The organism is Mycobacterium sp. NGS57 (assembly GCF_059812405.1).
This window is the reverse complement of sequence record NZ_JCALCP010000003.1, coordinates 305,336-327,865: the sequence shown is the minus strand read 5'-3', so window position 1 is coordinate 327,865 and position 22,530 is coordinate 305,336. Positions and strand designations below refer to the sequence as shown.

Below are 22,530 nucleotides of genomic sequence, written 5' to 3'. Positions count from 1 at the left end.
CTTCGGTGCGGCCCGCCGCGAATTCACATGTTAGCCAAGGCGTCCAGCCGGCGGGCGCTCACCAACCCAGGGGGAGGGGGTGGCCCTCGGCGAACCCGGCGGCCGACTGCACCCCGACGACGGCCCGCTCGTGCAGCTCGGCCAGCGTCGCGGCGCCGACGTAGGTGCAGGTGCTGCGCAGCCCGGAGGTGATGTGGTCGAGCAGGTCTTCGACGCCACCGCGGTCGGGGTCCAGCCCCATCCGCGCCGTCGAGATGCCCTCCTCGAACAGCGCCTTGCGGGCCCGGTCGAAGGCGGTTTCGGCGCCGCTGCGGGCGACCACCGCGCGTTTGGACGCCATGCCGTAGCTCTCCTTGTACGGCTGGTCCTCCCGGTCGCGCATCAGGTCGCCGGGCGACTCGTAGGTGCCGGCGAACCACGACCCGATCATCACGTTCGACGCCCCGGCCGCCAGCGCCAGCGCTACGTCGCGCGGATGCCGGACACCGCCGTCGGCCCACACCCGTCCACCGAGTTCGGTTGCCGCAGAAGCGCATTCGAGGACAGCGGAGAATTGCGGGCGGCCGACTCCGGTCATCATCCGGGTGGTGCACATCGCGCCCGGCCCGACGCCGACCTTGACGATGCTTGCCCCGGCGCCCAGCAGGTCGCGGGTGCCCTCGGCCGACACCACGTTGCCCGCCGCCAGTGGCAGTCCCAGGTCCAGGGACGCGACCGTGGTGATCGCCTCGAGCGTCTTGACCTGATGCCCGTGGGCGGTGTCGATGACCAAAACGTCCACCCCGGCCTCGGCGAGCGCGCGGGCCTTGGCCCCCACGTCGCCGTTGATGCCGACGGCCGCGCCGACGCGCAGCCGCCCCCGTGCGTCGGTGGCCGGGGTGTAGAGGCCGGCCCGCACGGCCCCGGTGCGGGTGAGCACCCCGGCCAACGTGCCGTCGGCGTGAGTGACCACGGCGACGCCGATCGGGGCGTGCTCGAGCAGGTCGAAGATCTTGCGCGGCTCGGTGCCCGCCGGGGCGGTCACGAAGTCGGTGACGGCGACGTCGCGCACCCGGGTGAAGCGGTCCACGCCCAGGCACGACGCCTCGGTGACCAGTCCGATCGGACGTCCCTCGAAGGCCACCACGGCGACCCCGTGCGCGCGCTTGTGGATCAGGGCCATCGCGTCGGACACCGAGCCGTCGGGCTCCAGCACCACCGGGGTGTCCAGCACCAGGTCGCGGCTCTTGACGAATCCCACCGTCTGCTGCACCGCCGGGATGGGCAGGTCCTGGGGCAGGATCACGATGCCGCCCCGGCGCGCCACCGTCTCGGCCATCCGCCGCCCCGCCACCGCGGTCATGTTGGCCACCACCACCGGGATGGTGGTGCCCGAGCCGTCGGCGCTGGACAGGTCGACGTCGAAGCGCGACGCCACCTCCGAGCGGTTCGGCACGATGAAGACGTCGTTGTAGGTCAGGTCGTACCCGGGCCGGTGCCCGTCGAGAAACCTCATCTGATCCGGCTTGCCCCCTTTGTGCCCTCTTACCCGCGACCCGTCGTCATGCGGGCACTTCGCTGCGGTCCCCGCTCCACAGGGTGTGGAAGCGCTTGTCGGGGTCTTCGTCGATGCGGCCGTAGGTGTGCGCGCCGAAGAGGTCGCGCAGCCCCTGGGTGAGCGCCGCGGGCAGCCGCTCGGTGCGCAGCGCGTCGTAGTAGGACAGTGCCGAGGCGAAGCCCGGGATCGGGATGCCCAGCTGCGTGGCGGTCACCACGACGCGGCGCCAGCCGTCGATCGCCGCCTCGATCGCGCTGCGGAAGTACGGGGCGACGATCAGCGTCGGCAGGTCGGGGCTTTCGTCGAACGCCTCCTTGATCCGGTTGAGGAACTTCGCCCGGATGATGCAGCCGCCGCGCCAGATGGTGGCCAGGTCGCCCGGCGTGATGCCCCAGTCGTATTCGGCGCTGCCGGCCTGTATCTGGTTGAACCCCTGCGCGTAGGCGATGATCTTCGATGCGTACAGGGCCTGCCGGACGTCGTCGACGAATTGTTGTGCGTCGGTTGGCTTTTGACCGAGCTGTCCCGAGGCCAGCCCGGTGGTGGCCTTGCGCTGGGCCACCGATCCCGACAGCGCGCGGGCGAACACCGCCTCGGCGATGCCGGTGACCGGGACGCCGAGGTCCAGGGCGGACTTGACCGTCCAGCGGCCGGTGCCCTTCTGTTCGGCCTCGTCGAGGATGATGTCGACGAGCGGTTTGCCGGTCTTGGCGTCGTTCTGGCGCAGCACCTGGGCGGTGATCTCGATGAGGAAGCTGTCCAGGTCGCCCTCGTTCCATTCGGCGAACACGTCGGCGATCTCACCGGCGGTCTTGCCGAGGCCGTCGCGCAACAGCTGGTAGGCCTCGCCGATCAGCTGCATGTCGGAATACTCGATGCCGTTGTGCACCATCTTGACGAAGTGGCCGGCGCCGTCGGGGCCGATGTGGGTGCAGCACGGCGTCCCGTCGACGTGCGCTGAGATCTCCTCGAGCAGCGGGCCCAGCGACTTGTAGGACTCGGCCGGCCCGCCCGGCATGATCGACGGCCCGTTGAGCGCGCCCTCCTCGCCACCGGAGATGCCGGCACCGACGAAGTGCAGCCCCCGCTCGCGCATCGCCTTCTCGCGCCGGATGGTGTCGGTATAGAGGGCGTTGCCGCCGTCGATGATGATGTCGCCGTCCTCCATGGCGTCGGCGAGCTCGTTGATCACCGCGTCCGTCGGGTCGCCGGCCTTGACCATGATCAGCACCCGCCGCGGCTTTTCCAGCGCGGCGAGAAACTCCTCGATGGTTTCCGAGCGCACGAAGTTGCCCTCGTCGCCGTGCTGCTCGAGCAACGCGTCGGTCTTGGCGACGGACCGGTTGTGCAGCGCCACGGTGTAGCCGTGGCGGGCGAAGTTGCGGGCGATGTTGGAACCCATGACGGCGAGGCCGGTGACACCGATCTGCGCGGTACCAGCCTTGTCCGACGAACTCATGTCTTGGCCTCTCGCGTTGAACCACGTCAATTCCGGAAAGCTGTCGCCACACACTGTGACACAGAGCCTTTCGGTGGCTTTAGAGGGTGAACAGCCGCTCCAGCTCGATCAGCCACGGTACGACCAGCGCGACGGTGGGGACCACCAGGATTGCCGCCGCGGTCAGGTAGGCCACCGCCGACAGCGCCGCGCTGTTGCCGCGCCCGGACAGCCGGCGCACCCGCAGCACCGTGCTGGTGCCGCCCACGGCCAGCGCCCCCAACGGCGCGCGCCCGGACGCGCAGGCGACCAGCGCCCGGGCCAGGGGAGCGCGGCCGGCGGCGCGCACCGCGGCGTCGTCGGCCAGCAGCTCGACGAGCAGTTGCACCGCGCGCAGCGCGTTGGTGCTGCGGACGAGCCGCGGGAACGCCGCGCGCACCGCGCTGAACGCCTCCAGCACCAGGTCGTGGCGGGCCCGCAGGTGGGCGCGCTCGTGGGTGAGGATGGCCGCGACCTCGTCGCCGCTGAGCGCGCTCAACGTGCCCTCGCTGACCACGACCCGGCTGCGCACGCCCGGCAGGCAGTAGGCCAGGGGTTGCGCAACGTCCAGGACCCGAAGATCGCGCGTGCGCGCGCACGACGTGGTCAGCGCGGCGCCGCGATCCACCCCGACGAGGTCGACCACCATGCGGTGATGGGCGCGGCGGCGCCGGTTGGCGATGGCCACCCGCACGACCGCGACCATCAGCCGGATGCCGACCAGCACGGTCAGCGCGAAAACCGCGATGTAGGCGGCCCACAGCGGCCAGCCGAGCCGGCCGGCGGCGCCGACGATGCTGGCGGTCGGCCGCCCGTCGGGGCCGGGCATGAGGATCCGGCTGGCGATGGCGATGCCCGCGCTGAACGCCGAGAGCACGGCGGCCAGCGCGACGGCCTGCCACAGCACCATCGCGGCGCGCGGGGCGCGCAGCGGCCACGTCGCTCGTGCCAGTAGAGCCGGCGCCGGACCGACCAACAGCACCGCGAGGAGGGTGAAGGCCAGCGCGGACACGCTGCCAGTCTCCCTCAGTCCTCCGCCGGCGCGCCAGCAGGCCGGGAGTTATTGCGTTGATTGGCTTCCAGTTCGGCCAGCGCGCGCCGCAGCGCCTGCGCCTCGTCGGCCCCGACGCGTTCGACGAAGTGCACCAGGGCCGCCTCCCGGCTGCCCGAATCCTCGGCCTGGGCCAGCGCGTCCACCATCAGCCCGGCGACCAGCTCGTCGCGGCCGTGCACCGGGGCGTACCGGTGGGCGCGGTCGTCGCGGATCTGGGAGACCAGGTTCTTCTTCGCCAACCGCTGCAGCACGGTCATGATCGTCGTGTAGGCGAGGTCGCGCCGCGCCGACAACGCCTCGTGGACCTGGCGAACGGTCTGGGGATCCGGCGTGGACCACAGATGGTCCATCACCGCGCGTTCCAGATCCCCCAGCCGGGTCAGCTTGGCCATAGTTCGTTCATCTCCTAGGCGTTGGGGTAAGCGTACTCCGACTTACTACTCACTGTCGTACCGAGGCGATCACAGTTGGCTTCGAATCACCCGGGATCCTACCTTGCTAATTAGGGCAGCCTTGCCTATGCTGATGGCGGTCGAGCGTCAACGACCGCGGCGAGTCCTGAGGGCTGCAGTGACCCCCGGTCTACTCGATCGGCGAGCCCCGCGCCCAGCGCGGGGCTCGCCCGCTTTCGCGATGGTGTAGACACTCAACGTGTCTCCGAACGAGTCTCAGCCCGACGCGATCCCGCCGTTCTCCGCGCCGTTCGACAGCGAGCTGGGTTTGCGGTTCACCGAGCTCAGCCCCGATCGCGCCCGCGCCCAGCTCGAGGTCACGCCCAAGCTCCTGCAGCCGATGGGCCTCGTGCACGGCGGTGTCTACTGCTCGATGATCGAGAGCATGGCCAGCGTGGCCGCCTACACCTGGCTGAACACCAACGGCGGGGGCGGCAACGTGGTGGGCGTCAACAACAACACGGACTTCCTGCGCTCGATCGGCTCCGGGACCGTGAACGGCACCGCCGAGCCGATTCACCGCGGCCGGCGCCAGCAGCTGTGGCTGGTCACCGTCACCGACGACGACGAGCGAGTGGTGGCCCGGGGCCAGGTGCGGCTGCAGAACCTCGAGACGTAGCCCGACTAAACGCCGAGCGTCCGCAAATTGCCGGCCCAGCCGGCGGGTCCCTGTACAAACACGGGCACTCGCGGGGGGCCGGGGGCCGAATTCCCAGCACTTCTCGCCGCTGCAGCGGCCCGATCCGCGGCCTGGGCCCGGGGCGCGGACCGGCCCGGCCGCTCGTCGTGGCGGGACACGACCACCGCCTGAGTTGCGGCCGGCAAGCGACCCGGTACCTTCTATACCGGCGCGCCGCAGCGGCCGCCCGGACGACTTCGCCGTACCCGGAAAGCGACAAGACGGCGACCGCGGGATGCCTGGCGCGCCAGTCACCGAATACGGACTCTGGTCCTGCCTTCCGCTCAGACACCGGTCGCCGGGGCATCCTCGCCGTCATTGGATTCGTGACGAGAGGACACATCATGATCAATCCGTTCGCCGGGCAGGCCGACATTCCCAACCGGGAAGGCGCGTGGGCCCAGCAGGCCGAAGCCGAGCTCTCCACCCGCCGCCACCGCGAAGAGATCGACCGGTGCATCAGCCACGGTCTGGAGGCCGCCCCCACCATCAACGACCGCACGCTGTCGACCTTCGCCCGAGGCGAGCTGCCACACTTCGCCGGGGAGCGCGGGACGTTCCTGAAGTGCCCGTTCATGGAGGACGTGCACGACGTGGGCGACGCCGAGGTGGCGGTCTTCGGCGCGCCGCTGGACGCGGGCACCACCTACCGCCCCGGCACCCGGTTCGGCCCGATGGGAATCCGCCGCTCCACCAACCTGTTCGGCACCTACTGCTACGAGCTGGGTGTCGACCTGCGCGAGCAGCTCAACATCGTCGACATCGGCGACGTGGTCACCATCCCCGCCAACATCGAGAAGTCGTTCGACCAGATCAGCACGGCCATGTCCCACGTGGTCTCCCAGGGCGTGTTCCCGGTGATCCTGGGCGGCGACCATTCGATCGGGTTCCCCACCGTGCGCGGCCTGGCCCCGCACATGGACGGCAACGTCGGCATCATCCACTTCGACCGCCACGTCGACACCCAGGAATCCGACCTCGACGAGCGGATGCACACCACGCCGTGGTTCCACGCGACCAACATCAAGAACGCGCCGGCCACCAACCTGGTGCAGATCGGCATCGGCGGCTGGCAGGCCCCGCGCGCGGGCGTCCAGGTCGGCCGCCAGCGCGGGAGCACGGTCATCACCGTCGGGGACGTCGAGCGCGTCGGGATCGAAAAGGTCGCCGAGATCGCGCTGGAAACGGCGTGGAAGGACGCCAAGGCGGTGTACCTGTCGTTCGACATCGACGTGATCGACGCCGGCTTCGTGCCGGGCACCGGCTGGCCCGAGCCCGGCGGGCTGCTGCCGCGCGAGGCCCTCAACCTCATCCGGCTGATCTCCGAACCCGGCCTCAACGGCATCGAGGTGGTGGAGTGCTCCCCGCCCTACGACTGGGCCGAGCAGACCGCCCTGATGAGCAGCCGCGTAATCCTGGACAGCCTGGCCGTCATGGTGCGGGCCGGCAAGCTCGGGAAGAAGCCGGCCGCCAAGGACCGCGTCGCCTGGGGGCCCTACGGCGACTAGGGCCGTCCCGCGGGATCCCGCCAGCGCCGCCGGGCAGGCTGCGGTGGTTGCTCGACGGACCTACGGCAAAGCCGACGCTGCGGGCTGTTATCGGGCATTCGAGGCGCAGTAGCGGGTGTATCGGCGTCGCCGCGCGGCCGCCAATCGGCGGCCGGGCGGTGCGGGCGGGCCGGTTAGCCCGCGGGAGACAGTCGCGATCGCGTCCGGTGCCGGCGCGCGCGCTTCGTGACGGATTTAACCGGTTGCCGGACAAGAGCTTTGCCTGTCCGACGGCGCACGCCGGCCGCGTCCCCCGGCGGCATCCGGGTCCCAACGGGAGGCGTTGCGGATGTGGCCGCCGTCACCCGTAGGGCGGTACCGCCTGACCGCGTCTCACCAAGTTCGCCGAAGCGGCCCGGCGGGATCCGTGACCAAGCCACTCCCAGCTAATTCCCAGGAATTAACCAGGACCACTACAGGGTCCCCTGTCACTATTAAGCACTTGTGCGGCAACCTCGGCGCCGGTATGGCGATGGGCACCTCGGTGCGATGGCACGCACATTGAGACGGACACGATACCGCGTGCAACGCCTTGAATTCAAAAGCGAGCGCCAAACCACCAATCGGGACGTGGTGGCGGCCGCGAAGTTTGCGCCCGGTGCGCTTGCCAGGGGGGGTTAGCGGTGGATTTCGCGTTGTTTCCACCCGAGTTCAATTCCGGACGCATGTATGCGGGCCCGGGCTCGGGCCCGATGGTCGCGGCCGCCGCCGCCTGGGACGGGCTGGCGGCCGAGCTGAGTTTCGCGACCGGCTCGTACCGCTCGGCGGTGTCCGAGCTCACCGGGGGGCCGTGGATCGGCCCGTCGTCGATCCTGATGACGGCCGCGGTGACCCCCTACATGTCGTGGATGAACGCGACGGCCGCGCAGGCCGAGCAGACCGCCATGCAGCTCAAGTCGGCCGTGGCGGCCTACGAGGCGGCGTTCGCGGCCACGGTGCCTCCGGTGGAGATCGAGGTCAACCGGGCGTTGTTGGCGTCGTTGGTGGCCACCAACATTCTCGGGCAGAACACCCCGGCGATCGCGGCCACCGAGGCCCACTACGCCGAGATGTGGGCCCAGGACGCGGCGGCCATGTACGGCTACGCCGGCGCCACGGCCGCGGCGACCAGGCTGACCCCGTTCGCCTCGCCGCCGCAGACCACCGACCCGGCCGGGACCGCCGCCCAGGCCGCCGCGGTCACCCAGGCCGCGAATTCCGCGACCGCCCCGGGCGCGGTGTCCGGGCTGACGCAGGCGATGGACTTGGTGCCCGGCGCGCTGCAAACCCTCGGCTCCGGGGGAGCGTTCGACCCGTTCTCGTTCGTGGAAGAGGTGCTGGGCACGACGACGGGCCAGGCCCTCAATGTCTTCACCACCGACGCGGGCAACTGGGCCCTGACCATCAGTGGGCCTTTGTTCACCGCTTCGGGTATCACGCCCCTGCTGGGCGGCCTGTACGGTCTCGCGGTGCCGACGGCCGCGGCCGTGGCCAGCGACGTGGCACCGGACGCCGGACTGGGTGCCCTGGTGAATTCGACGGGCTCCGGCGCACCCGTCTCGGCGAGCCTGGGCGGGGCCGACTCGATCGGCAAGCTGTCGGTGCCGCAGTCGTGGACGTCACCGCAGATCCGGCTCGCCGGCAGCGCATCCCCGTTGCCGGCCGCCGGACTGGGCGCCGTGCCGCAAGCCGAAGGAACCGGAGGCTTCTTCGGCGGTATCCCCCCGATCGGCAGTGTGGTCAACGCGCCCCGGGGCGAGCAGGGCCGCGCACGATCGGGGACGGGCCAGAAGGTCGTCCCGACGATGCCCGGGGAGCAGGGCGCCGAGGGCAAGGGCGTGGCCGCCCCGGCCACGCAGCCGCAGCGGACGATCCGCCATGTCGCCAGCGCGTTGAGCGACCACGAACGCGCAGAACTCGACAAGCTGCGCAAGGACATCGCCGAAGCCGCGACCGAACGCGATGCGGCGGCCCGCCTGATCAAGGAGGCCATGCTGTGATCGGCCTGGATTTCGCGGGTCTGCCGCCGGAGGTCAACTCCGCCCGGATGTATGCGGGACCGGGGCCCGAGTCGCTGACGGCGGCCGCGGCGGTCTGGAGCACCTTGGCGACGGAGTTGAATTCGACCGCGAGCTCGTACCGAGCCGTGGTGGCCGCGCTTACGGGCGGGCCCTGGGTGGGCCCGTCATCCGGGGGGATGGCCGCGGCGGTGACCCCGTATCTGTCGTGGATGAACGCGACCGCCGCGCAGGCCGGGCAGACCGCCAGCCAGCTCGGGGCGGCCGTGGCGGCCTACGAGGCGGCTTTCGCGGCCACGGTGCCTCCAGTGGAGATCGAGGTCAACAGGGCGTTGCTGGCGTCGTTGGTGGCCACCAACACCTTCGGGCAGAACACCCCGGCGATCGCGACCACCGAAGCGCAGTACGCCGAGATGTGGGCCCAGGATGCCGCGGCGATGTACGGGTATGCCGGGGCTTCGGCGGCCGCGACGAGGCTGACGTCGTTCAGCACACCGCCGCCGACCACCAACCAGTCCGGGACGACGACGCAAAACACCGCGGTCAGCAACGCCGCCAACGTGGCCGGGTCGAGCGCTCAATCGACCGTGCCGAACCTGCTGCAAGGTCTCTCGTCGGGGTCGCCGACACCGGCTGCCGCGTCTAACCCGCTCATCGACTACCTCAATGGTCCGAACCCGATCCTGAATACGCTGAACAGCGCTCCGTTCCAGACGTTCCACACGCTGAGCGCGGCGACCATCGGTTACCAGCTGCTCTCCGAGGGCCTGAACTTCGACGCGTCCGGCGCCATGCTGACCCTCGCGCCGCCCGTGGCGGCGGCCTGGAACCCGGTCGTCAGCGCCCTGTCGGCGCCGGCGGCCGCGGCGTCCGACGTGTCGGGGGCGGGCGGCGTCGGGTCGAGCCTGGTGGGATCCTCCGGGCCGGGCGCCACGGCGGGCATGGGTGACGCGGCGACGGTGGGCAAGTTGTCGGTGCCGCCGTCCTGGGGCAGCACCTCCCCGGGGATCCGGCTGGCCGCCACCGCGTTGCCGGCGGCCGGGCTGGACGGCCTGCCCCAGGCCGGGCTGGGGAGCTTTTATGGCATGCCGCCGCTGGGCGGCCCGGTGGCCAGCGTCGTCAACGCGCCGCGGGGCGACCAGCCCCGAGGCAAGTCCCGGCAGCGGGTGGTCGCGGCGCTGCCCGGCGAATCGGGCATGGACGACGACGCCGCGGCCCGTTGGGTCAAGGCGGACGCGGTCGGAGACGGTGACGGCGCGGTGAGCGAACGCGACGAACTCAACCAGCTGCGCAAGGCGATGGCCGATGTGACCAGACAACGCGATGTGCTCAAGCGCACGGCCGCGACCTTGATCAAGGAGGCCGCAGAAAAGTGATGAAAAGTAGTAGCGAAAACGCCAGTGCCACACTGTATTTCGGAGATTGGGGTCGGTTCAATTGTTTTTCATGAAGTACGCCGGGACTGATAGCGGTCTGGAGAGCGACGTGGCCGTGGATATCACGGCCGATACGCCCGCGCACGACGGCGCGGACCACGCGCGGTTGCAGACAGGTACCAAAGAATCGGTGCCCGCCACCACCACCGCCGACGACGAGGACCTCGCGCAGCTGAAGGCGCTGGGCTTCTCCTCGGAGTTCAAGCGGGACATGAGCCCGTGGGCGAACTTCTCGCTGGGCTTCACCTACCTGTCGCCCGTGGTCGGCATCTACACGGTGTTCGCGTTCGCCCTGGCCACCGCGGGCCCGCCGATGATCTGGAGCCTGCTGATCGTCGGCGCGGGCCAGTTCCTGGTGGCGCTCGTGTTCAGCGAGGTCGTCGCGCAGTTCCCGGTGGCCGGTGGCGTGTACCCGTGGGCCCGACGGCTGTGGGGACGCAAGTGGGCGTGGATGACCGGGTGGATCTATATGTTCTGCCTGCTGGCGCTCATCGCCGACGCCGCCTTCGGCGCCGGCCCGTACGTGGCCGCGATGTTCGGCTTCGCGCCCACCGTGCCGGCCAAGGTCTGTTGCGGGCTGGCTGTGCTGGCCGTGGCCACCCTGATCAACCTGACCGGGACCAAGGTCCTGGGTTACTTCGCGATCTTCGGCTTCACCGCCGAGCTGATCGGCGCCCTGGTGGTCGGCGTGTGGCTGCTCGTGTCACACCGGTTCCACGGGCTCGGCGTGCTGTTCCACAGCTTCGGCGCCGAAGGCCACCACAGCTTCCTGTCGGCCTTCTTCGCCGCCGGCCTGATCGGTCTCTACCAGTTCTTCGGGTTCGAGGCGTGCGGCGACGTCGCCGAGGAGGTGCGCAACCCCGGCATCCAGATCCCGAAGGCGATGCGCCGCACCATCTACATCGGCGGGGCGGCATCGACATTCGTCTGCCTGAGCCTGATCCTGTCGGTCACCGACTTCGGCGCGGTGATCCGCGGCGAGGACACCAACCCGATCGACACCATCCTGGCGAGCGCGTTCGGCGACATGGGATCGCGGATCGTGCTGGGCATCGTGTTGATCTCGTTCGTGTCGTGCGCGCTGAGCCTGCAGGCCGCCGCGAGCCGGCTGATCTTCTCCTACGGCCGCGACGGCATGATCATCGGCTCCCGGCTGCTGGCGCACTTCAACCACAAGCGCCACGTGCCGCCGTACTCCCTGCTGGCCGCGGTCATCATCCCGGGCGGGCTGATCATCGCCGCCCTGCTGTCCGCGCACCCGCTCAACAAGCTGGTCAGCTTCGGCACGGTCGGGGTCTACCTCGGCTTCCAGATGGTGGTGCTGGCCGCCCTGCGCGCCCGGATCAAGGGCTGGAAGCCGACCGGCAAATACCAGCTGGGCCGGTGGGGGATGGTCGTCAACGTGGGCGCCCTGATCTACGGCGCGTCGGCCATCGTCAACGTCTGCTGGCCGCGCACCCCCGAGGCCCCGTGGTACGACAACTGGGTCGTGCTGCTGATGTCGGGGCTGATCATCGGCTTCGGCGTGGTGTACATGGCGTTCTCCCGCTCCTACGCCAAGAGCGACGCCCCCTACGCCGACGCCATTCCGGCGCGGTAACGATCGGCGTGCGGCGTGGGCCCTTCGGGCCCCTAGGACCCTGACTGGCAGGATCTGAGGACATGCTTCTCACGCCGCACGAGCAAGAGCGACTGATGCTGTCCTACGCCGCCGAGCTGGCCCGGCGGCGTAGGGCACGCGGCCTCCGGCTGAATTTCCCTGAGGCCGTCGCCGTCATCACCGACCACATCCTCGAGGGCGCGCGGGACGGCCGTAGCGTCGCCGAATTGATGGCCAGCGGGTGCGACGTGCTGAGCCGCGACGACGTGATGGAGGGAGTGCCGGAGATGATCGACGACGTGCAGGTGGAAGCGACGTTCCCGGACGGCACCAAGTTGGTCACCGTCCATCACCCGATCCCATGATTCCCGGCGAAATCCTCTACGGCACCGGCGATATCGAGATCAACGCGGGCGCGCAGCGCCTCGAGATGCGGATCGTCAACACCGGCGACCGTCCGGTGCAGGTCGGCAGCCACGTCCACCTCCCGCAGGCCAACGCGGCGCTGTCGTTCGACCGCGCGGCCGCCCGCGGCTGCCGGCTGGACGTCCCGGCGGCCACCGCGGTGCGTTTCGAGCCCGGCATCGCCCAGACCGTGCGGCTCGTCCCGCTGCGGGGACGACGTGAGGTGCACGGCCTGACCCTGAACCCGCCCGGACGGCTCGACCCCGCATGACGCGGCTGTCCAGGGAGCGTTACGCCGACCTGTTCGGCCCGACGACGGGGGACCGGATCCGGCTGGCCGACACCGACCTGCTGGTGGAGATCACCGAAGACCGCAGCGGGGGACCGGGTCTGGCCGGCGACGAGGCGGTGTTCGGCGGCGGCAAGGTGCTGCGCGAGTCGATGGGCCAGGGGCGCGCGAGCCGCGCCGACGGCGCGCCCGACACCGTGATCACCGGCGCGGTGATCCTCGACCATTGGGGAATCATCAAGGCCGACATCGGGATTCGGGACGGCCGGATCGTCGCCATCGGCAAGGCCGGCAACCCCGACATCATGTCGGGCGTGCACCCGGATTTGGTCGTGGGCCCGTCCACCGAGATCATCGGCGGCAACGGGCGGATCCTGACCGCCGGCGCAATCGACTGCCACGTCCACCTGATCTGCCCACAGCTGATGCCCGAGGCGCTCGGTTCCGGCATCACCACGATCATCGGCGGCGGCACCGGGCCCGCCGAGGGCACCAAGGCCACCACCGTCACGCCCGGCGAATGGCACCTGGCCCGGATGCTCGAGGCGCTGGACTGCTGGCCGCTGAACTTCGCGCTGCTGGGCAAGGGCAACACCGTCAGCGCCGATGGCCTGTGGGAGCAGTTGCGCGGCGGCGCTTCGGGTTTCAAGCTGCACGAGGACTGGGGATCGACGCCCGCGGCCATCGACGCCTGCCTGAGCGTCTCCGACGATGCGGGCGTGCAGGTCGCGCTGCACACCGACACCCTCAACGAGATGGGGTTCGTCGAGGACACCCTCGCCGCCATCGCCGGCCGCTCGATCCACACCTATCACACCGAGGGCGCCGGCGGCGGGCACGCGCCCGACATCATGCGGGTCGCCGCCGAGCCCAACGTGTTGCCCAGTTCCACCAACCCGACGCGCCCGCACACCGTGAACACGCTCGACGAGCACCTGGACATGCTGATGGTGTGCCATCACCTCAACCCCGCGGTGCCCGAGGATCTGGCCTTCGCCGAGAGCCGCATCAGGCCCTCGACGATGGCCGCCGAGGACCTGCTGCACGACATGGGCGCCATCTCGATGATCGGCAGCGACTCGCAGGCGATGGGCCGCATCGGCGAGGTGGTGATGCGCACCTGGCAGACCGCGCACGTGATGAAACGCCGCCGCGGCGCGCTGCCGGGCGACGGTGCCGCAGACAACCACCGCGCGCGGCGCTACGTCGCGAAATACACCATCTGCCCGGCGCTCACGCACGGCCTCGACCGTGAGGTCGGGTCGGTGGAGGTGGGCAAGCTGGCCGATTTGGTGTTGTGGGAGCCCAAGTTCTTCGGGGTGCGCCCGCACCTGGTCCTCAAGGGCGGCATGATCGCGTGGGCGGCGATGGGCGACGCCAACGCCTCGATCCCGACGCCGCAGCCGGTGCTGCCGCGCCCGATGTTCGGCGCCGCGCCGGCACCCGCGGCCGCCACCTCCGTGCACTTCGTCGCGCCGCAGGCCATCGAGGCGGGCCTGGCCGAAAAGCTCGCCGTCAACCGGCAATTGGTTCCCGTCCGGGACGTCGGCCACATCGGCAAGGCCGATCTGCCGCTCAACGACGCGATGCCGAGGATCGACATCGATCCCGACACGTTCACCGTGCGCATCGACGGCGAGGTCTGGCCCGAACAGCCGGCCACCGAACTTCCCATGGCGCAACGATATTTTCTGTTCTGATGGTTGAACCCGCACTGGCCACCCTGCTCACGCTGGCGGACTCGCGACTGCCCGCCGGCGGCCACGTGCACTCCGGCGGCGTCGAAGAGGCGGTCGCCGGCGGCGTGGTGACCGATCTGGTCACGCTGCGCGCGTTTTTGGTGCGCAGGATTCGCACGCAGGGCCTGGTGTCCGGATCGGTGGCGGCCGCGGTGCACCGCGGCGACATCTCCGTCGAGGACGCCGACCGCGAAACCGACGCCCGCACACCGGCGCCCGCGGCGCGGCACGCGTCGCGCAGCCAGGGGCGCGGCCTGGCTCGGCTGGCGCGCCGGATCTGGCCGGACGCCGACCTCGACGATCTCGGTGCGCGCCCGCATCTCGCCGTGGCCGCCGGGCGCGTGGGGGCGCTGAGCGGCCTGCTGCCCGAACACAGTGCGCTGCACGTCGTGTACACCACGATGACCGGCTCGGCCACCGCCGCCCAGCGGCTGCTGGCTCTCGACCCCGCCGCCGTCGCCGCAATCACCTTCGAGTTGTCCGGCCTGTGCGAGCGCACCGCCGCCGAAGCCACCGCGGGCCTGGCCGACCTGTCCGATCCCTTGCTCGACACGCTCGCCCAGCGTCACGCCGAGCGCGAGCGGCCCCTGTTCGCATCCTGAAAGGCCAACCATGCCAACGCATTCCCACACCCACTCGCACCCCGCCCACGACCGGCCGAAGCGCGTCCGGCAACCGGGGGAGCCGCTGCGCATCGGTGTCGGGGGACCGGTCGGCTCCGGTAAGACGGCGCTGGTGGCCGCGCTGTGCCGGCAGTTGCGCGACGAGCTGTCGCTGGCGGTGCTGACCAATGACATCTACACCACCGAGGACGCCGACTTCCTGCGCCGCAACGCGGTGCTGCCCGACGACCGGATCGCGGCGGTGCAGACCGGGGGGTGCCCGCACACCGCGATCCGCGACGACATCACCGCCAACCTGGACGCGATCGACGACTTGATCGCCGCGCACGACGCGCTCGACCTGATCCTGGTCGAGTCCGGCGGCGACAACCTGACGGCCACCTTCTCGTCGGGCTTGGTGGACGTGCAGATCTTCGTCATCGACGTCGCCGGCGGGGACAAGGTTCCCCGCAAGGGCGGGCCGGGGGTGACCTACTCGGATCTGTTGGTGGTCAACAAGGTTGACCTGGCACCGCTGGTGGGTGCCGACCTGGAGGTGATGGCGCGCGACGCCGACGTCGTGCGCGGGGGCCGGCCGACCGTCATGCAGTCGCTGACGAAGGACCCGGGCGCCACCGACGCGCTGGCCTGGGTGCGCTCCCAGTTGGCCGCGTCGCCCTAGATGTACTCCGAGGTCGTGCTGGTCGCCTCCGGCAACCGGGTGCCGCGCATCGAATGCCGGGGCGGCGGCGTGCAGGCGCGGTGCACCGCGCCCGACACCGTGCACCTGGTGTCGGCGGCCGCCACGCCGCTGGGCGGCGACACCATCGACATCCGCGTCGTCGTCGAACGCGGCTCCCGGTTGCTTCTGCGCAGCGCCGCCGCCACCATGGCCCTGCCCGGGGCGAGCACCCCGACGTCGCACTCGCGCTGGGCAATCGAGGTCAGCGGGTGCCTCGATGTCGACCTCGAGCCGACCGTGGTGGCCGGCGCTGCGCGGCACCTGTCCAGCGTGGCCCTGTTCCTGCACGACGACGCTCGCGTCCGCTTTCGCGAGCGGGTACAGATCGGCAGATGCCATGAGCGCGAAGGGTTTTGGTCGGGATCGCTGCACGCCGACCACGACGGCCACCCGCTGCTGCGCCACCGGGTGGAGCTGGGCGCGGGATCGGTGGCCGACGATGCCATCGCCGCGCCGCGGGCTGCGGTCAACGAATTCTGCTATCCCACCGCAGCTTTCGGCGCTGTTGCAGGAAACGGGGAAACGACCGTCCTGGCGCTGGCGGGCGGCGGGACGCTGAGCACCTGGCAGGCCGACCGGCTGGCTCCACCGTAGCCGGGGCGCTAGCTGGCGACCCGGGCCACGGCCGCCGGACCGCGGGCCTCGGCCGCAAGCTCGGCCAGTTGCTCGAGGCGCGTTCGCGCAAAGGCCTGCTGGTCGGTGATGGTCAGCTGGCCTCGCCGCGTGCTCAGGAACGTCACCGTCCACGACAGCAGTGTGGTGATCTTGGTCTTGAACCCGATCAGGTAGACCAGGTGCAGCACCAGCCACATCAGCCAGGCGATGAAGCCGCTGAATTCCAGCGGTCCGATCTTGGCGACCGCGGAAAACCGCGACACCGTGGCCATCGAGCCCTTGTCGAAGTACTGGAAGGGCTCGCGCTCGGCCGGGTCGGCCCCGCCGAGTTCGGCCTTGATCGTGCCGGCGACGTGCTTGGCGCCCTGGATGGCGCCCTGCGCCACCCCCGGCACGCCCTCGACCGCGGCCATGTCGCCGACGACGAACACGTTCGGATGCCCCGGAATCGACAGGTCGGGAAGGACTTTGACGCGGCCGGCCCGGTCGAGCTCGACCGCCGACTGCTCGGCAAGATTTCGGCCCAGCCCGCTGGCCTGCACGCCGGCCGACCACACCTTGCACGCCGACTCGATGCGCCGGGTGGTGCCGTCGGAGTCGCGCACGGTGATGCCGTTGCGGTCGACGTCGGTGACCATCGCGCCCAGCTGGATCTCGACGCCCATCTTCTCCAGCCGCGCGCGGGCCCGCTCGCCGAGCTTTTCGCCCATCGGCGGCAACACCGCCGGGGCGGCGTCGAGCAGGATCACCCGGGCCCGCGTCGAGTCGATGTGGCGGAACGCGCCTTTCAAGGTGTGCTCGGCCAATTCGGCGATCTGCCCGGCCATTTCGACGCCGGTGGGGCCGGCGCCGACGACGGTGAAGGTCAGCAATTTCTTGCGGCGCTCCGGGTCGCTGGACCGTTCGGCCTGCTCGAAGGCACTCAAAATTCGGCCCCGTAGCTCCAGCGCGTCGTCGATCGACTTCATGCCCGGCGCGAATTCGGCGAAGTGGTCGTTGCCGAAGTACGACTGCCCGGCGCCGGCGGCGACAATCAGGCTGTCGTAAGGGGTTTCGTAGCTGTGACCGAGCAAGTCGGACACCACGGTCTGGTTGGCCAGGTCGATGTGGGTGACGTTGCCAAGCAGCACCTGCACGTTGCGCTGCTTGCGCAGCACGACGCGGGTGGGCGGGGCGATCTCGCCCTCGGAGATGATGCCCGTGGCCACCTGGTACAGCAGCGGCTGGAACAGGTGGTGGGTGGTGCGGGCGATCAGCTTGATGTCGACGTCGGCGTGCTTGAGCTTCTTTGCCGCGTTGAGTCCGCCGAATCCCGAACCGATGATGACTACCTGGTGACGGCGCTTGGGTGCAGCAGTGATCTCTGGCTGCGGGCTCATGTGTGGGTTGCTCCTGACGGGGGCTGCGGGATGCGCAAGATCAGTTAGCCATCACGCTAGTGAGCCGACGTCGCGAAACCCAGATCATTAGCGTGTGCAATGAACCACATCGCTGTATCTCGGCTGGTCGGGCCGACGTGATGCTCGTCATGCCGGGGCCCGGATGCGACGTACGTTACAGGCCGATCACCGGGCGCAGGGCTTCGCCGGCCGCGGCGATGACACCCGGGGTGTAGAACGGCATGTTGATGATCACGCCGCTGATCCCGGCGTCGAGGACCTTGGTTTTGATCTGCTCGGCGACCGACTCGGCGCTGCCGACCACCATGCGCTGATCCATCCCCGGGGGAATCTGGTCGGCCTGGAAGTTCTCGTCGACGACCACTGTGGTCAGGTGACTGGTTTCCAGCGTCGCCGGATCGCGCCCGACCTCCTCGCAGCGCTCCCGCACCACCTTGAGCTTGGCCGGCAGCTCGTCGAACCCGGCGATCACGTTGAGGTGGTCGAAGTGGCGGGCCGCCAGCGGGATCGTCTTCTTCTCGCCGCTGCCGCCGATCATCAACGGAATGTGGTCGCGGAAGCGGGGATTGGCCATCGCCTGCTCGGCGCGGTACCACTTGCCGGAGAAGGTCGGCCGTTCCCCTTTGATCATCGGCAGGATGATCTCCAGCGCCTCGCCGAGCCGGTTGAACCGGTCGGTGAAGGTGCCGAACTCGAAGCCCAACTGATCGTGCTCGAGCTCGAACCAGCCCGTCCCGAGACCCAGGATCGCCCGGCCCTGGCTCACCACGTCCAGCGTCGTGATGACCTTGGCCAGCAGCGTGGGGTTGCGGTAGGTGTTGCCGGTCACCAGGGTGCCCAACTGCACCCGCTCGGTCCCGGTGGCCAGCGCGCCCAGCGCGGTGTAGGCCTCCAGCATCGGCTGGTCGGGGTCACCCAGCATGGGCAGTTGGTAGAAGTGGTCCATCACGAACACCGAGTCGAAGCCGGCCGATTCGGCCTCGCGGGCCTGCGCCAGCACGGTGGGGAAGAGCTGCTCCACCCCGGTGCCGTAGGAGAAGTTGGGGATCTGCAGACCGAGTCGAATAGCCACGCTAGTTACCGTAGTGCGGCGCGGCGCGACCGGATACGGCCGAAATTACGCTGTCAGGCGAACTGGGCGAGCGCCCCGTGGCTGACGTGCAGGGTCTGGCCGGTGATGTGGCGGGCCGCCGGGGTGGTGAGGAACAGCGCCAGCCGGGCGACCTCCGCCGCGACCGACGGCGGCGTGCGGGACAGCCCGTCGTAGCCGGGCTGGGCGCTGCGCCCGCTGGCCACGACGTTCACCGTGATTCCGCGGGTGCCGAAAGCGCTTGCCTGCCCGGCGGTCCAATTCGCCAGGGCCGCTTTGATTGCGGCGTCGACGCTGCCCGCGGCCGGGTTCTCGGCGACCACGCCGATGATGGAGCCGCCGGAGCGCAGGTGATCGCCGACGGCCTGCACGGTCAGCGCCACCGACAGCACCGCCGCGTCCAGCGCGTTGTGCCAGGCCTTGGCCGTGTCGGACAGCGAATACGTGCGGGGGTCGCCCGCGTCCCAGGCCGGCGCCGGCACGTGCACGATCGTGTCGAGGTGGTGGGGGAACAACCCGCGCGCCTCAGCGAGGCTGGCCGGGTCGGTGGTGTCGCAGACGATGGCGTCGACGTCGAGTTCCTTGGCGGCGATCTCCACATCGCTGCGGCGCGCGCCGACGAGGGTCACCTTGTGACCGTCGTCGCGGAAGCCTTCGGCCACCGTGCGTCCCAGCTCGGTGTCTCCGCCGGTGACCAGCACCTCCACGGGCAGACCTCCTCGTGTTCGACGTTGAACGCTTATGTTCCTGCCAATGTTACTGGACAGTAGCTACTTGGCGAAATCCCCGGCCCCGCGACGCGCGGACAAGTTTTCGTAACTATTCGGCCGTCGCCCGTTCGCGGCCACGCTTTAGGGTTCTGCCATGCGGCGGATCGGGTTGGTTTGGGTGGCGTTGGCGGTGGCCCTGGCCGGGTGCGGTTCGACGCCCCCCGCGGCGCAGCCGTCCCAGGCCGACGGCAAGGTCGTGGTGTTCGCCGCGGCCTCCCTGAAGCCGGCGTTCACCCGGATCCGTCAGCAGTTCGTCACCGAAAACCCCGGCAGCAGCGTCGATTTCGAGTTCGCGGGCTCCTCGGAGCTGGCCACGCAGCTGACGCAGGGCGCGACGGCCGACGTGTTCGCGTCGGCGGACACCGCGCAGATGCAGACGGTCGCCAAGGCGGGTCTGCTGGCCGGCGACCCGGCGAACTTCGCGTCCAACACGCTCGTCATCGTCACCGCGCCGGGCAACCCGAAGAACGTCGGCTCGCTGGCCGACCTCACCCGGCCCGGGCTGGGCGTGGTGATCTGCCAGAAACCGGTCCCGTGCGGCGCGGCGACCCAGCGCATCGAGGACGCCAGCGGGGTGCGGCTGAACCCGGTCAGTGAGGAACTCAGCGTCACCGACGTCCTCAACAAGGTCACCACCGGCCAGGCCGACGCCGGACTGGTGTACGTCACCGACGCCCGAGCCGCGGGAAACAAGGTCACCACCGTCGCCTTCCCGCAGGCCCCCGAGGCGGCGAACGTCTATCCGATCGCGGTGCTGAAGAAGGCCTCGCACCAAACGCTGGCGCAGAAGTTCGTGGCGCTGGTGACCGGCGGCGCCGGTCAGGACGTCCTGGCCCGGTACGGCTTCGCCAAGCCTTGAGCCGTGCACGGCCGCCGTTGCCGGCGTGTTCGAGTTCTGTTCGGGCCTGGTCGATTTGGTCCTAAACATAGGCCACCATCGCGGCGGTCGTCATCGTCTCACCTGTCCGGGCGAGCTATTCGTAGGTCCGGTCGCCGAGGACATCGCGCAGATAGGTGATGACGGTGACACGAGACGCCAGCCCACTTGCAACACTGCCGGCGCTAGGTTGAGGCCGGTGGTAGGTCTGATCTCCCGGCCATGGTGAGGGGTGTCCGTATCAGCGAGCGTCGCAGTGAGCTACCGCGCTGGGTCTATGTTCCCGCCGCGGTGGGGATCGTCTTCGTGGCGCTGCCGCTGCTGGCCATCGCGGTCAAGGTGGACTGGCCGAACTTCTGGTCGCTGATCGCCAGCGCCTCGTCGCGGACGGCGCTGCTTTTGAGCCTCAAGACCGCCGCCGCCAGCACCGCGCTGTGTGTGCTGTTCGGCGTGCCGATGGCGCTGGTGCTGGCCCGCAGCACGGCCCGCGCGGTGCGGCTGCTGCGACCGCTGATCCTGCTGCCGCTGGTGCTGCCACCCGTCGTGGGCGGCATCGCGCTGCTCTACGCGTTCGGCCGGCTGGGGCTGCTCGGGCACTACTTGGAAGCCGCCGGGCTCAGCATCGCCTTCAGCACGACGGCGGTGGTGCTGGCGCAGACGTTCGTCTCGCTGCCGTTCCTGGTGATCTCGCTCGAGGGTGCCGCGCGCACCGCGGGCGCCGACTACGAGGTGGTGGCCGCGACGCTCGGGGCGCGACCGAGCACCGTCTGGTGGCGGGTGACCCTGCCGCTGCTGGCGCCGGGGATGGCGTCGGGGGCGGTGCTGGCGTTCGCCCGCGCGCTGGGGGAGTTCGGCGCCACGCTGACGTTCGCCGGCTCGCGCCAGGGCGTCACCCGGACCCTGCCGCTGGAGATCTATCTGCAGCGGGTGAACGACGCGAACGCGGCCGTCGCGCTGTCGATCCTGCTGGTCGCGGTGGCCGCCGTGGTCGTGCTGGGGTTGGGCGCTCGCCGGCTCACCGGGAGCGCACCATGAGCGAGTTGCAGCTGCGCGCCGTCGTCGCCGAGCGCCACCTGGATGTGGAGTTCTCGGTTTCCGCGGGCGAGGTGCTCGCCGTGCTGGGGCCCAACGGCGCCGGCAAGTCGACCGCCCTGCACGTCATCGCCGGCCTCCTCCGGCCCGACGAGGGCGTGGTGCGCTTGGGGGACCGGGTGCTGACCGACACCGCCGCCGGGGTGAACGTGGCGACGCATGACCGCCGGGTGGGACTGCTGCTGCAGGACCCGCTGCTGTTCCCGCACCTGAGCGCCGCCGCCAACGTGGCCTTCGGGCCGCACAGCCGTCGGCGCCCGTTGCGCGCGCGGACGGCCGAAAAGGCGACGGCGCGGCGCTGGCTGCGTGAGGTGGGCGCCGAGCAGTTCGCCGAGCGCAGGCCGCGGCAGCTCTCCGGCGGTCAGGCGCAGCGGGTCGCGATCGCCCGCGCGCTGGCCGCCGAGCCCGAGGTGTTGCTGCTCGACGAGCCGCTGGCCGGGCTCGACGTCGCCGCGGCCGCGGCCATCCGCGCGGTGCTGCGCGACGTGGTCACCCGGACCGGGTGCGCGGTCATCCTGATCACCCACGAGCTGCTCGACGTGTTCACGCTGGCCGATCGGGTGCTGGTGCTCGAATCGGGCAAGGTCGCCGAGGTCGGGCCGGTGGCCGAGGTGCTCACCGCGCCACGCAGCCATTTCGGCGCCCGCATCGCGGGGGTGAACCTGGTCAACGGGACCGTCGGCCCGGACGGCTCGCTGCACGCGGTTGACGGCACGCACTGGCATGCGGCGCCGGCCGACCACCTGGCCGCCGGCGGCAGCGCCGTCGCGGTGTTCCCGCCGACGGCGGTGGCCGTGTATCGGGACCGGCCGCACGGCAGCCCCCGCAACACCGTCGAGGTGACCGTGGGTGAGCTCGATCTGCGCGGGTCCGCGGTTTTGGTGCGGGCCCGTGAGCAGCCCGACGGCGCCCCCGGGCTGGCCGCCGAGATCACCGCCGACGCCGCCGCCGAGTTGCGGCTGACGCCCGGGGAGCCGGTGTGGTTCTCCGTCAAGGCGCACGAGGTGACGCTCTACCCGGCGTCGGGATGACCTGCGCGGGGACACGGGAAACGGCGGGAATATTGCACATCGGCAACATTGGCCGAACCGCTGCAAAGCATCCTTGCGTCACAGCGGTAACACGGTAGG

21 protein-coding genes and 1 riboswitch are annotated in these 22,530 nt (G+C 70.4%); of the genes, 14 read left to right on the top strand and 7 right to left on the bottom strand.

Features of this window, described 5'->3' with window-relative positions; translation table 11 throughout:
• Positions 1-58: 58 nt before the first annotated feature.
• The 4 genes from AC5Y43_RS07975 to AC5Y43_RS07960 form a co-directional block, all read right to left on the bottom strand.
• Entirely contained in the window at positions 59-1,495 is a 1,437-nt protein-coding gene (locus AC5Y43_RS07975) for a GuaB1 family IMP dehydrogenase-related protein (protein ID WP_499971168.1), read from the bottom strand.
• A gap of 46 nt (positions 1,496-1,541) precedes the next feature.
• Positions 1,542-2,996: an NADP-dependent phosphogluconate dehydrogenase gene (gnd, locus tag AC5Y43_RS07970; protein ID WP_499971165.1), complete on the bottom strand. Its 1,455-nt coding sequence runs from the start codon at positions 2,994-2,996 to the stop codon at positions 1,542-1,544.
• 79 nt (positions 2,997-3,075) lie between these two features.
• Positions 3,076-4,026: a M56 family metallopeptidase gene (locus AC5Y43_RS07965; protein WP_499971163.1), complete on the bottom strand. Its 951-nt coding sequence runs from the start codon at positions 4,024-4,026 to the stop codon at positions 3,076-3,078.
• 14 nt (positions 4,027-4,040) lie between these two features.
• Positions 4,041-4,460 (bottom strand): BlaI/MecI/CopY family transcriptional regulator, encoded by a 420-nt coding sequence (locus AC5Y43_RS07960; protein WP_499971161.1) that lies wholly within the window; start codon positions 4,458-4,460, stop codon positions 4,041-4,043.
• Between the two features lie 289 nt (positions 4,461-4,749).
• Between AC5Y43_RS07960 and AC5Y43_RS07955 the strand changes: the two genes are divergently transcribed.
• The 11 genes from AC5Y43_RS07955 to AC5Y43_RS07905 all read left to right on the top strand — a co-directional run bounded on the left by AC5Y43_RS07955 (position 4,750) and on the right by AC5Y43_RS07905 (position 16,150).
• Positions 4,750-5,139: a PaaI family thioesterase gene (locus AC5Y43_RS07955; protein ID WP_499971544.1), complete on the top strand. Its 390-nt coding sequence runs from the start codon at positions 4,750-4,752 to the stop codon at positions 5,137-5,139.
• A 228-nt stretch (positions 5,140-5,367) separates the two neighbouring features.
• Positions 5,368-5,430, top strand: a riboswitch (guanidine-III (ykkC-III) riboswitch).
• A gap of 113 nt (positions 5,431-5,543) precedes the next feature.
• Positions 5,544-6,707, top strand: coding sequence for an agmatinase family protein (locus AC5Y43_RS07950; protein WP_499971158.1), 1,164 nt, complete (start codon positions 5,544-5,546; stop codon positions 6,705-6,707).
• 662 nt (positions 6,708-7,369) lie between these two features.
• Positions 7,370-8,725, top strand: a complete 1,356-nt coding sequence (locus tag AC5Y43_RS07945) for a PPE family protein (RefSeq protein ID WP_499971156.1) — start codon at positions 7,370-7,372, stop codon at positions 8,723-8,725.
• A 5-nt stretch (positions 8,726-8,730) separates the two neighbouring features.
• The gene (locus AC5Y43_RS07940; protein ID WP_499971542.1) at positions 8,731-10,119 is read left to right on the top strand and encodes a PPE family protein; all 1,389 of its coding nucleotides are present in this window, start codon (positions 8,731-8,733) and stop codon (positions 10,117-10,119) included.
• 70 nt (positions 10,120-10,189) lie between these two features.
• Positions 10,190-11,779: an APC family permease gene (locus AC5Y43_RS07935; RefSeq protein WP_499971154.1), complete on the top strand. Its 1,590-nt coding sequence runs from the start codon at positions 10,190-10,192 to the stop codon at positions 11,777-11,779.
• Positions 11,780-11,841: 62 nt separating this feature from the next.
• Positions 11,842-12,144: an urease subunit gamma gene (locus AC5Y43_RS07930; RefSeq protein WP_499971153.1), complete on the top strand. Its 303-nt coding sequence runs from the start codon at positions 11,842-11,844 to the stop codon at positions 12,142-12,144.
• Positions 12,141-12,455, top strand: coding sequence for an urease subunit beta (locus AC5Y43_RS07925; protein ID WP_499971151.1), 315 nt, complete (start codon positions 12,141-12,143; stop codon positions 12,453-12,455). The genes AC5Y43_RS07930 and AC5Y43_RS07925 overlap by 4 nt, the downstream gene beginning before the upstream one ends.
• Positions 12,452-14,173: an urease subunit alpha gene (locus AC5Y43_RS07920; RefSeq protein ID WP_499971149.1), complete on the top strand. Its 1,722-nt coding sequence runs from the start codon at positions 12,452-12,454 to the stop codon at positions 14,171-14,173. The genes AC5Y43_RS07925 and AC5Y43_RS07920 overlap by 4 nt, the downstream gene beginning before the upstream one ends.
• The gene (locus tag AC5Y43_RS07915) at positions 14,173-14,814 is read left to right on the top strand and encodes an urease accessory protein UreF (protein ID WP_499971147.1); all 642 of its coding nucleotides are present in this window, start codon (positions 14,173-14,175) and stop codon (positions 14,812-14,814) included. Before AC5Y43_RS07920 ends, AC5Y43_RS07915 begins: the two co-directional genes overlap by 1 nt.
• A 10-nt stretch (positions 14,815-14,824) precedes the next feature.
• Positions 14,825-15,496 carry an urease accessory protein UreG gene (ureG, locus tag AC5Y43_RS07910; protein ID WP_499971145.1) on the top strand — a complete coding sequence of 224 codons (672 nt, stop codon included), beginning with the start codon at positions 14,825-14,827 and terminating at the stop codon, positions 15,494-15,496.
• Positions 15,497-16,150, top strand: a complete 654-nt coding sequence (locus AC5Y43_RS07905) for an urease accessory protein UreD (protein ID WP_499971143.1) — start codon at positions 15,497-15,499, stop codon at positions 16,148-16,150.
• 8 nt (positions 16,151-16,158) lie between these two features.
• Here AC5Y43_RS07905 and AC5Y43_RS07900 read toward each other — a convergent pair whose 3' ends face one another.
• The 3 genes from AC5Y43_RS07900 to AC5Y43_RS07890 all read right to left on the bottom strand — a co-directional run bounded on the left by AC5Y43_RS07900 (position 16,159) and on the right by AC5Y43_RS07890 (position 19,374).
• Positions 16,159-17,550 carry an NAD(P)/FAD-dependent oxidoreductase gene (locus AC5Y43_RS07900; RefSeq protein WP_499971141.1) on the bottom strand — a complete coding sequence of 464 codons (1,392 nt, stop codon included), beginning with the start codon at positions 17,548-17,550 and terminating at the stop codon, positions 16,159-16,161.
• A gap of 175 nt (positions 17,551-17,725) precedes the next feature.
• Positions 17,726-18,643, bottom strand: coding sequence for an LLM class F420-dependent oxidoreductase (locus tag AC5Y43_RS07895; protein ID WP_499971139.1), 918 nt, complete (start codon positions 18,641-18,643; stop codon positions 17,726-17,728).
• Positions 18,644-18,696: 53 nt separating this feature from the next.
• The gene (locus AC5Y43_RS07890; RefSeq protein ID WP_499971540.1) at positions 18,697-19,374 is read right to left on the bottom strand and encodes an SDR family oxidoreductase; all 678 of its coding nucleotides are present in this window, start codon (positions 19,372-19,374) and stop codon (positions 18,697-18,699) included.
• A gap of 151 nt (positions 19,375-19,525) precedes the next feature.
• Between AC5Y43_RS07890 and modA the strand changes: the two genes are divergently transcribed.
• From modA to AC5Y43_RS07875, 3 genes are all read left to right on the top strand, one after another.
• Positions 19,526-20,290 (top strand): molybdate ABC transporter substrate-binding protein, encoded by a 765-nt coding sequence (gene modA / locus AC5Y43_RS07885; RefSeq protein ID WP_499971137.1) that lies wholly within the window; start codon positions 19,526-19,528, stop codon positions 20,288-20,290.
• Positions 20,291-20,530: 240 nt separating this feature from the next.
• Entirely contained in the window at positions 20,531-21,343 is an 813-nt protein-coding gene (locus AC5Y43_RS07880; RefSeq protein ID WP_499971136.1) for an ABC transporter permease, read from the top strand.
• The gene (locus AC5Y43_RS07875; RefSeq protein ID WP_499971132.1) at positions 21,340-22,431 is read left to right on the top strand and encodes a sulfate/molybdate ABC transporter ATP-binding protein; all 1,092 of its coding nucleotides are present in this window, start codon (positions 21,340-21,342) and stop codon (positions 22,429-22,431) included. The genes AC5Y43_RS07880 and AC5Y43_RS07875 overlap by 4 nt, the downstream gene beginning before the upstream one ends.
• Positions 22,432-22,530: the final 99 nt, after the last annotated feature.

Coding starts and splice junctions, on each gene's coding strand:
- AC5Y43_RS07925 (WP_499971151.1), top strand. CDS start 12,141: ATGATTCCCGGCGAAATCCTCTACGGCACCGGCGATATCGAGATCAAC.
- AC5Y43_RS07960 (WP_499971161.1), bottom strand. CDS start 4,460: ATGGCCAAGCTGACCCGGCTGGGGGATCTGGAACGCGCGGTGATGGAC.
- AC5Y43_RS07950 (WP_499971158.1), top strand. CDS start 5,544: ATGATCAATCCGTTCGCCGGGCAGGCCGACATTCCCAACCGGGAAGGC.
- modA (WP_499971137.1), top strand. CDS start 19,526: ATGCGGCGGATCGGGTTGGTTTGGGTGGCGTTGGCGGTGGCCCTGGCC.
- AC5Y43_RS07930 (WP_499971153.1), top strand. CDS start 11,842: ATGCTTCTCACGCCGCACGAGCAAGAGCGACTGATGCTGTCCTACGCC.
- AC5Y43_RS07875 (WP_499971132.1), top strand. CDS start 21,340: ATGAGCGAGTTGCAGCTGCGCGCCGTCGTCGCCGAGCGCCACCTGGAT.
- AC5Y43_RS07900 (WP_499971141.1), bottom strand. CDS start 17,550: ATGAGCCCGCAGCCAGAGATCACTGCTGCACCCAAGCGCCGTCACCAG.
- AC5Y43_RS07920 (WP_499971149.1), top strand. CDS start 12,452: ATGACGCGGCTGTCCAGGGAGCGTTACGCCGACCTGTTCGGCCCGACG.
- AC5Y43_RS07915 (WP_499971147.1), top strand. CDS start 14,173: ATGGTTGAACCCGCACTGGCCACCCTGCTCACGCTGGCGGACTCGCGA.
- AC5Y43_RS07975 (WP_499971168.1), bottom strand. CDS start 1,495: ATGAGGTTTCTCGACGGGCACCGGCCCGGGTACGACCTGACCTACAAC.
- AC5Y43_RS07880 (WP_499971136.1), top strand. CDS start 20,531: ATGGTGAGGGGTGTCCGTATCAGCGAGCGTCGCAGTGAGCTACCGCGC.
- AC5Y43_RS07905 (WP_499971143.1), top strand. CDS start 15,497: ATGTACTCCGAGGTCGTGCTGGTCGCCTCCGGCAACCGGGTGCCGCGC.
- ureG (WP_499971145.1), top strand. CDS start 14,825: ATGCCAACGCATTCCCACACCCACTCGCACCCCGCCCACGACCGGCCG.
- AC5Y43_RS07935 (WP_499971154.1), top strand. CDS start 10,190: ATGAAGTACGCCGGGACTGATAGCGGTCTGGAGAGCGACGTGGCCGTG.
- gnd (WP_499971165.1), bottom strand. CDS start 2,996: ATGAGTTCGTCGGACAAGGCTGGTACCGCGCAGATCGGTGTCACCGGC.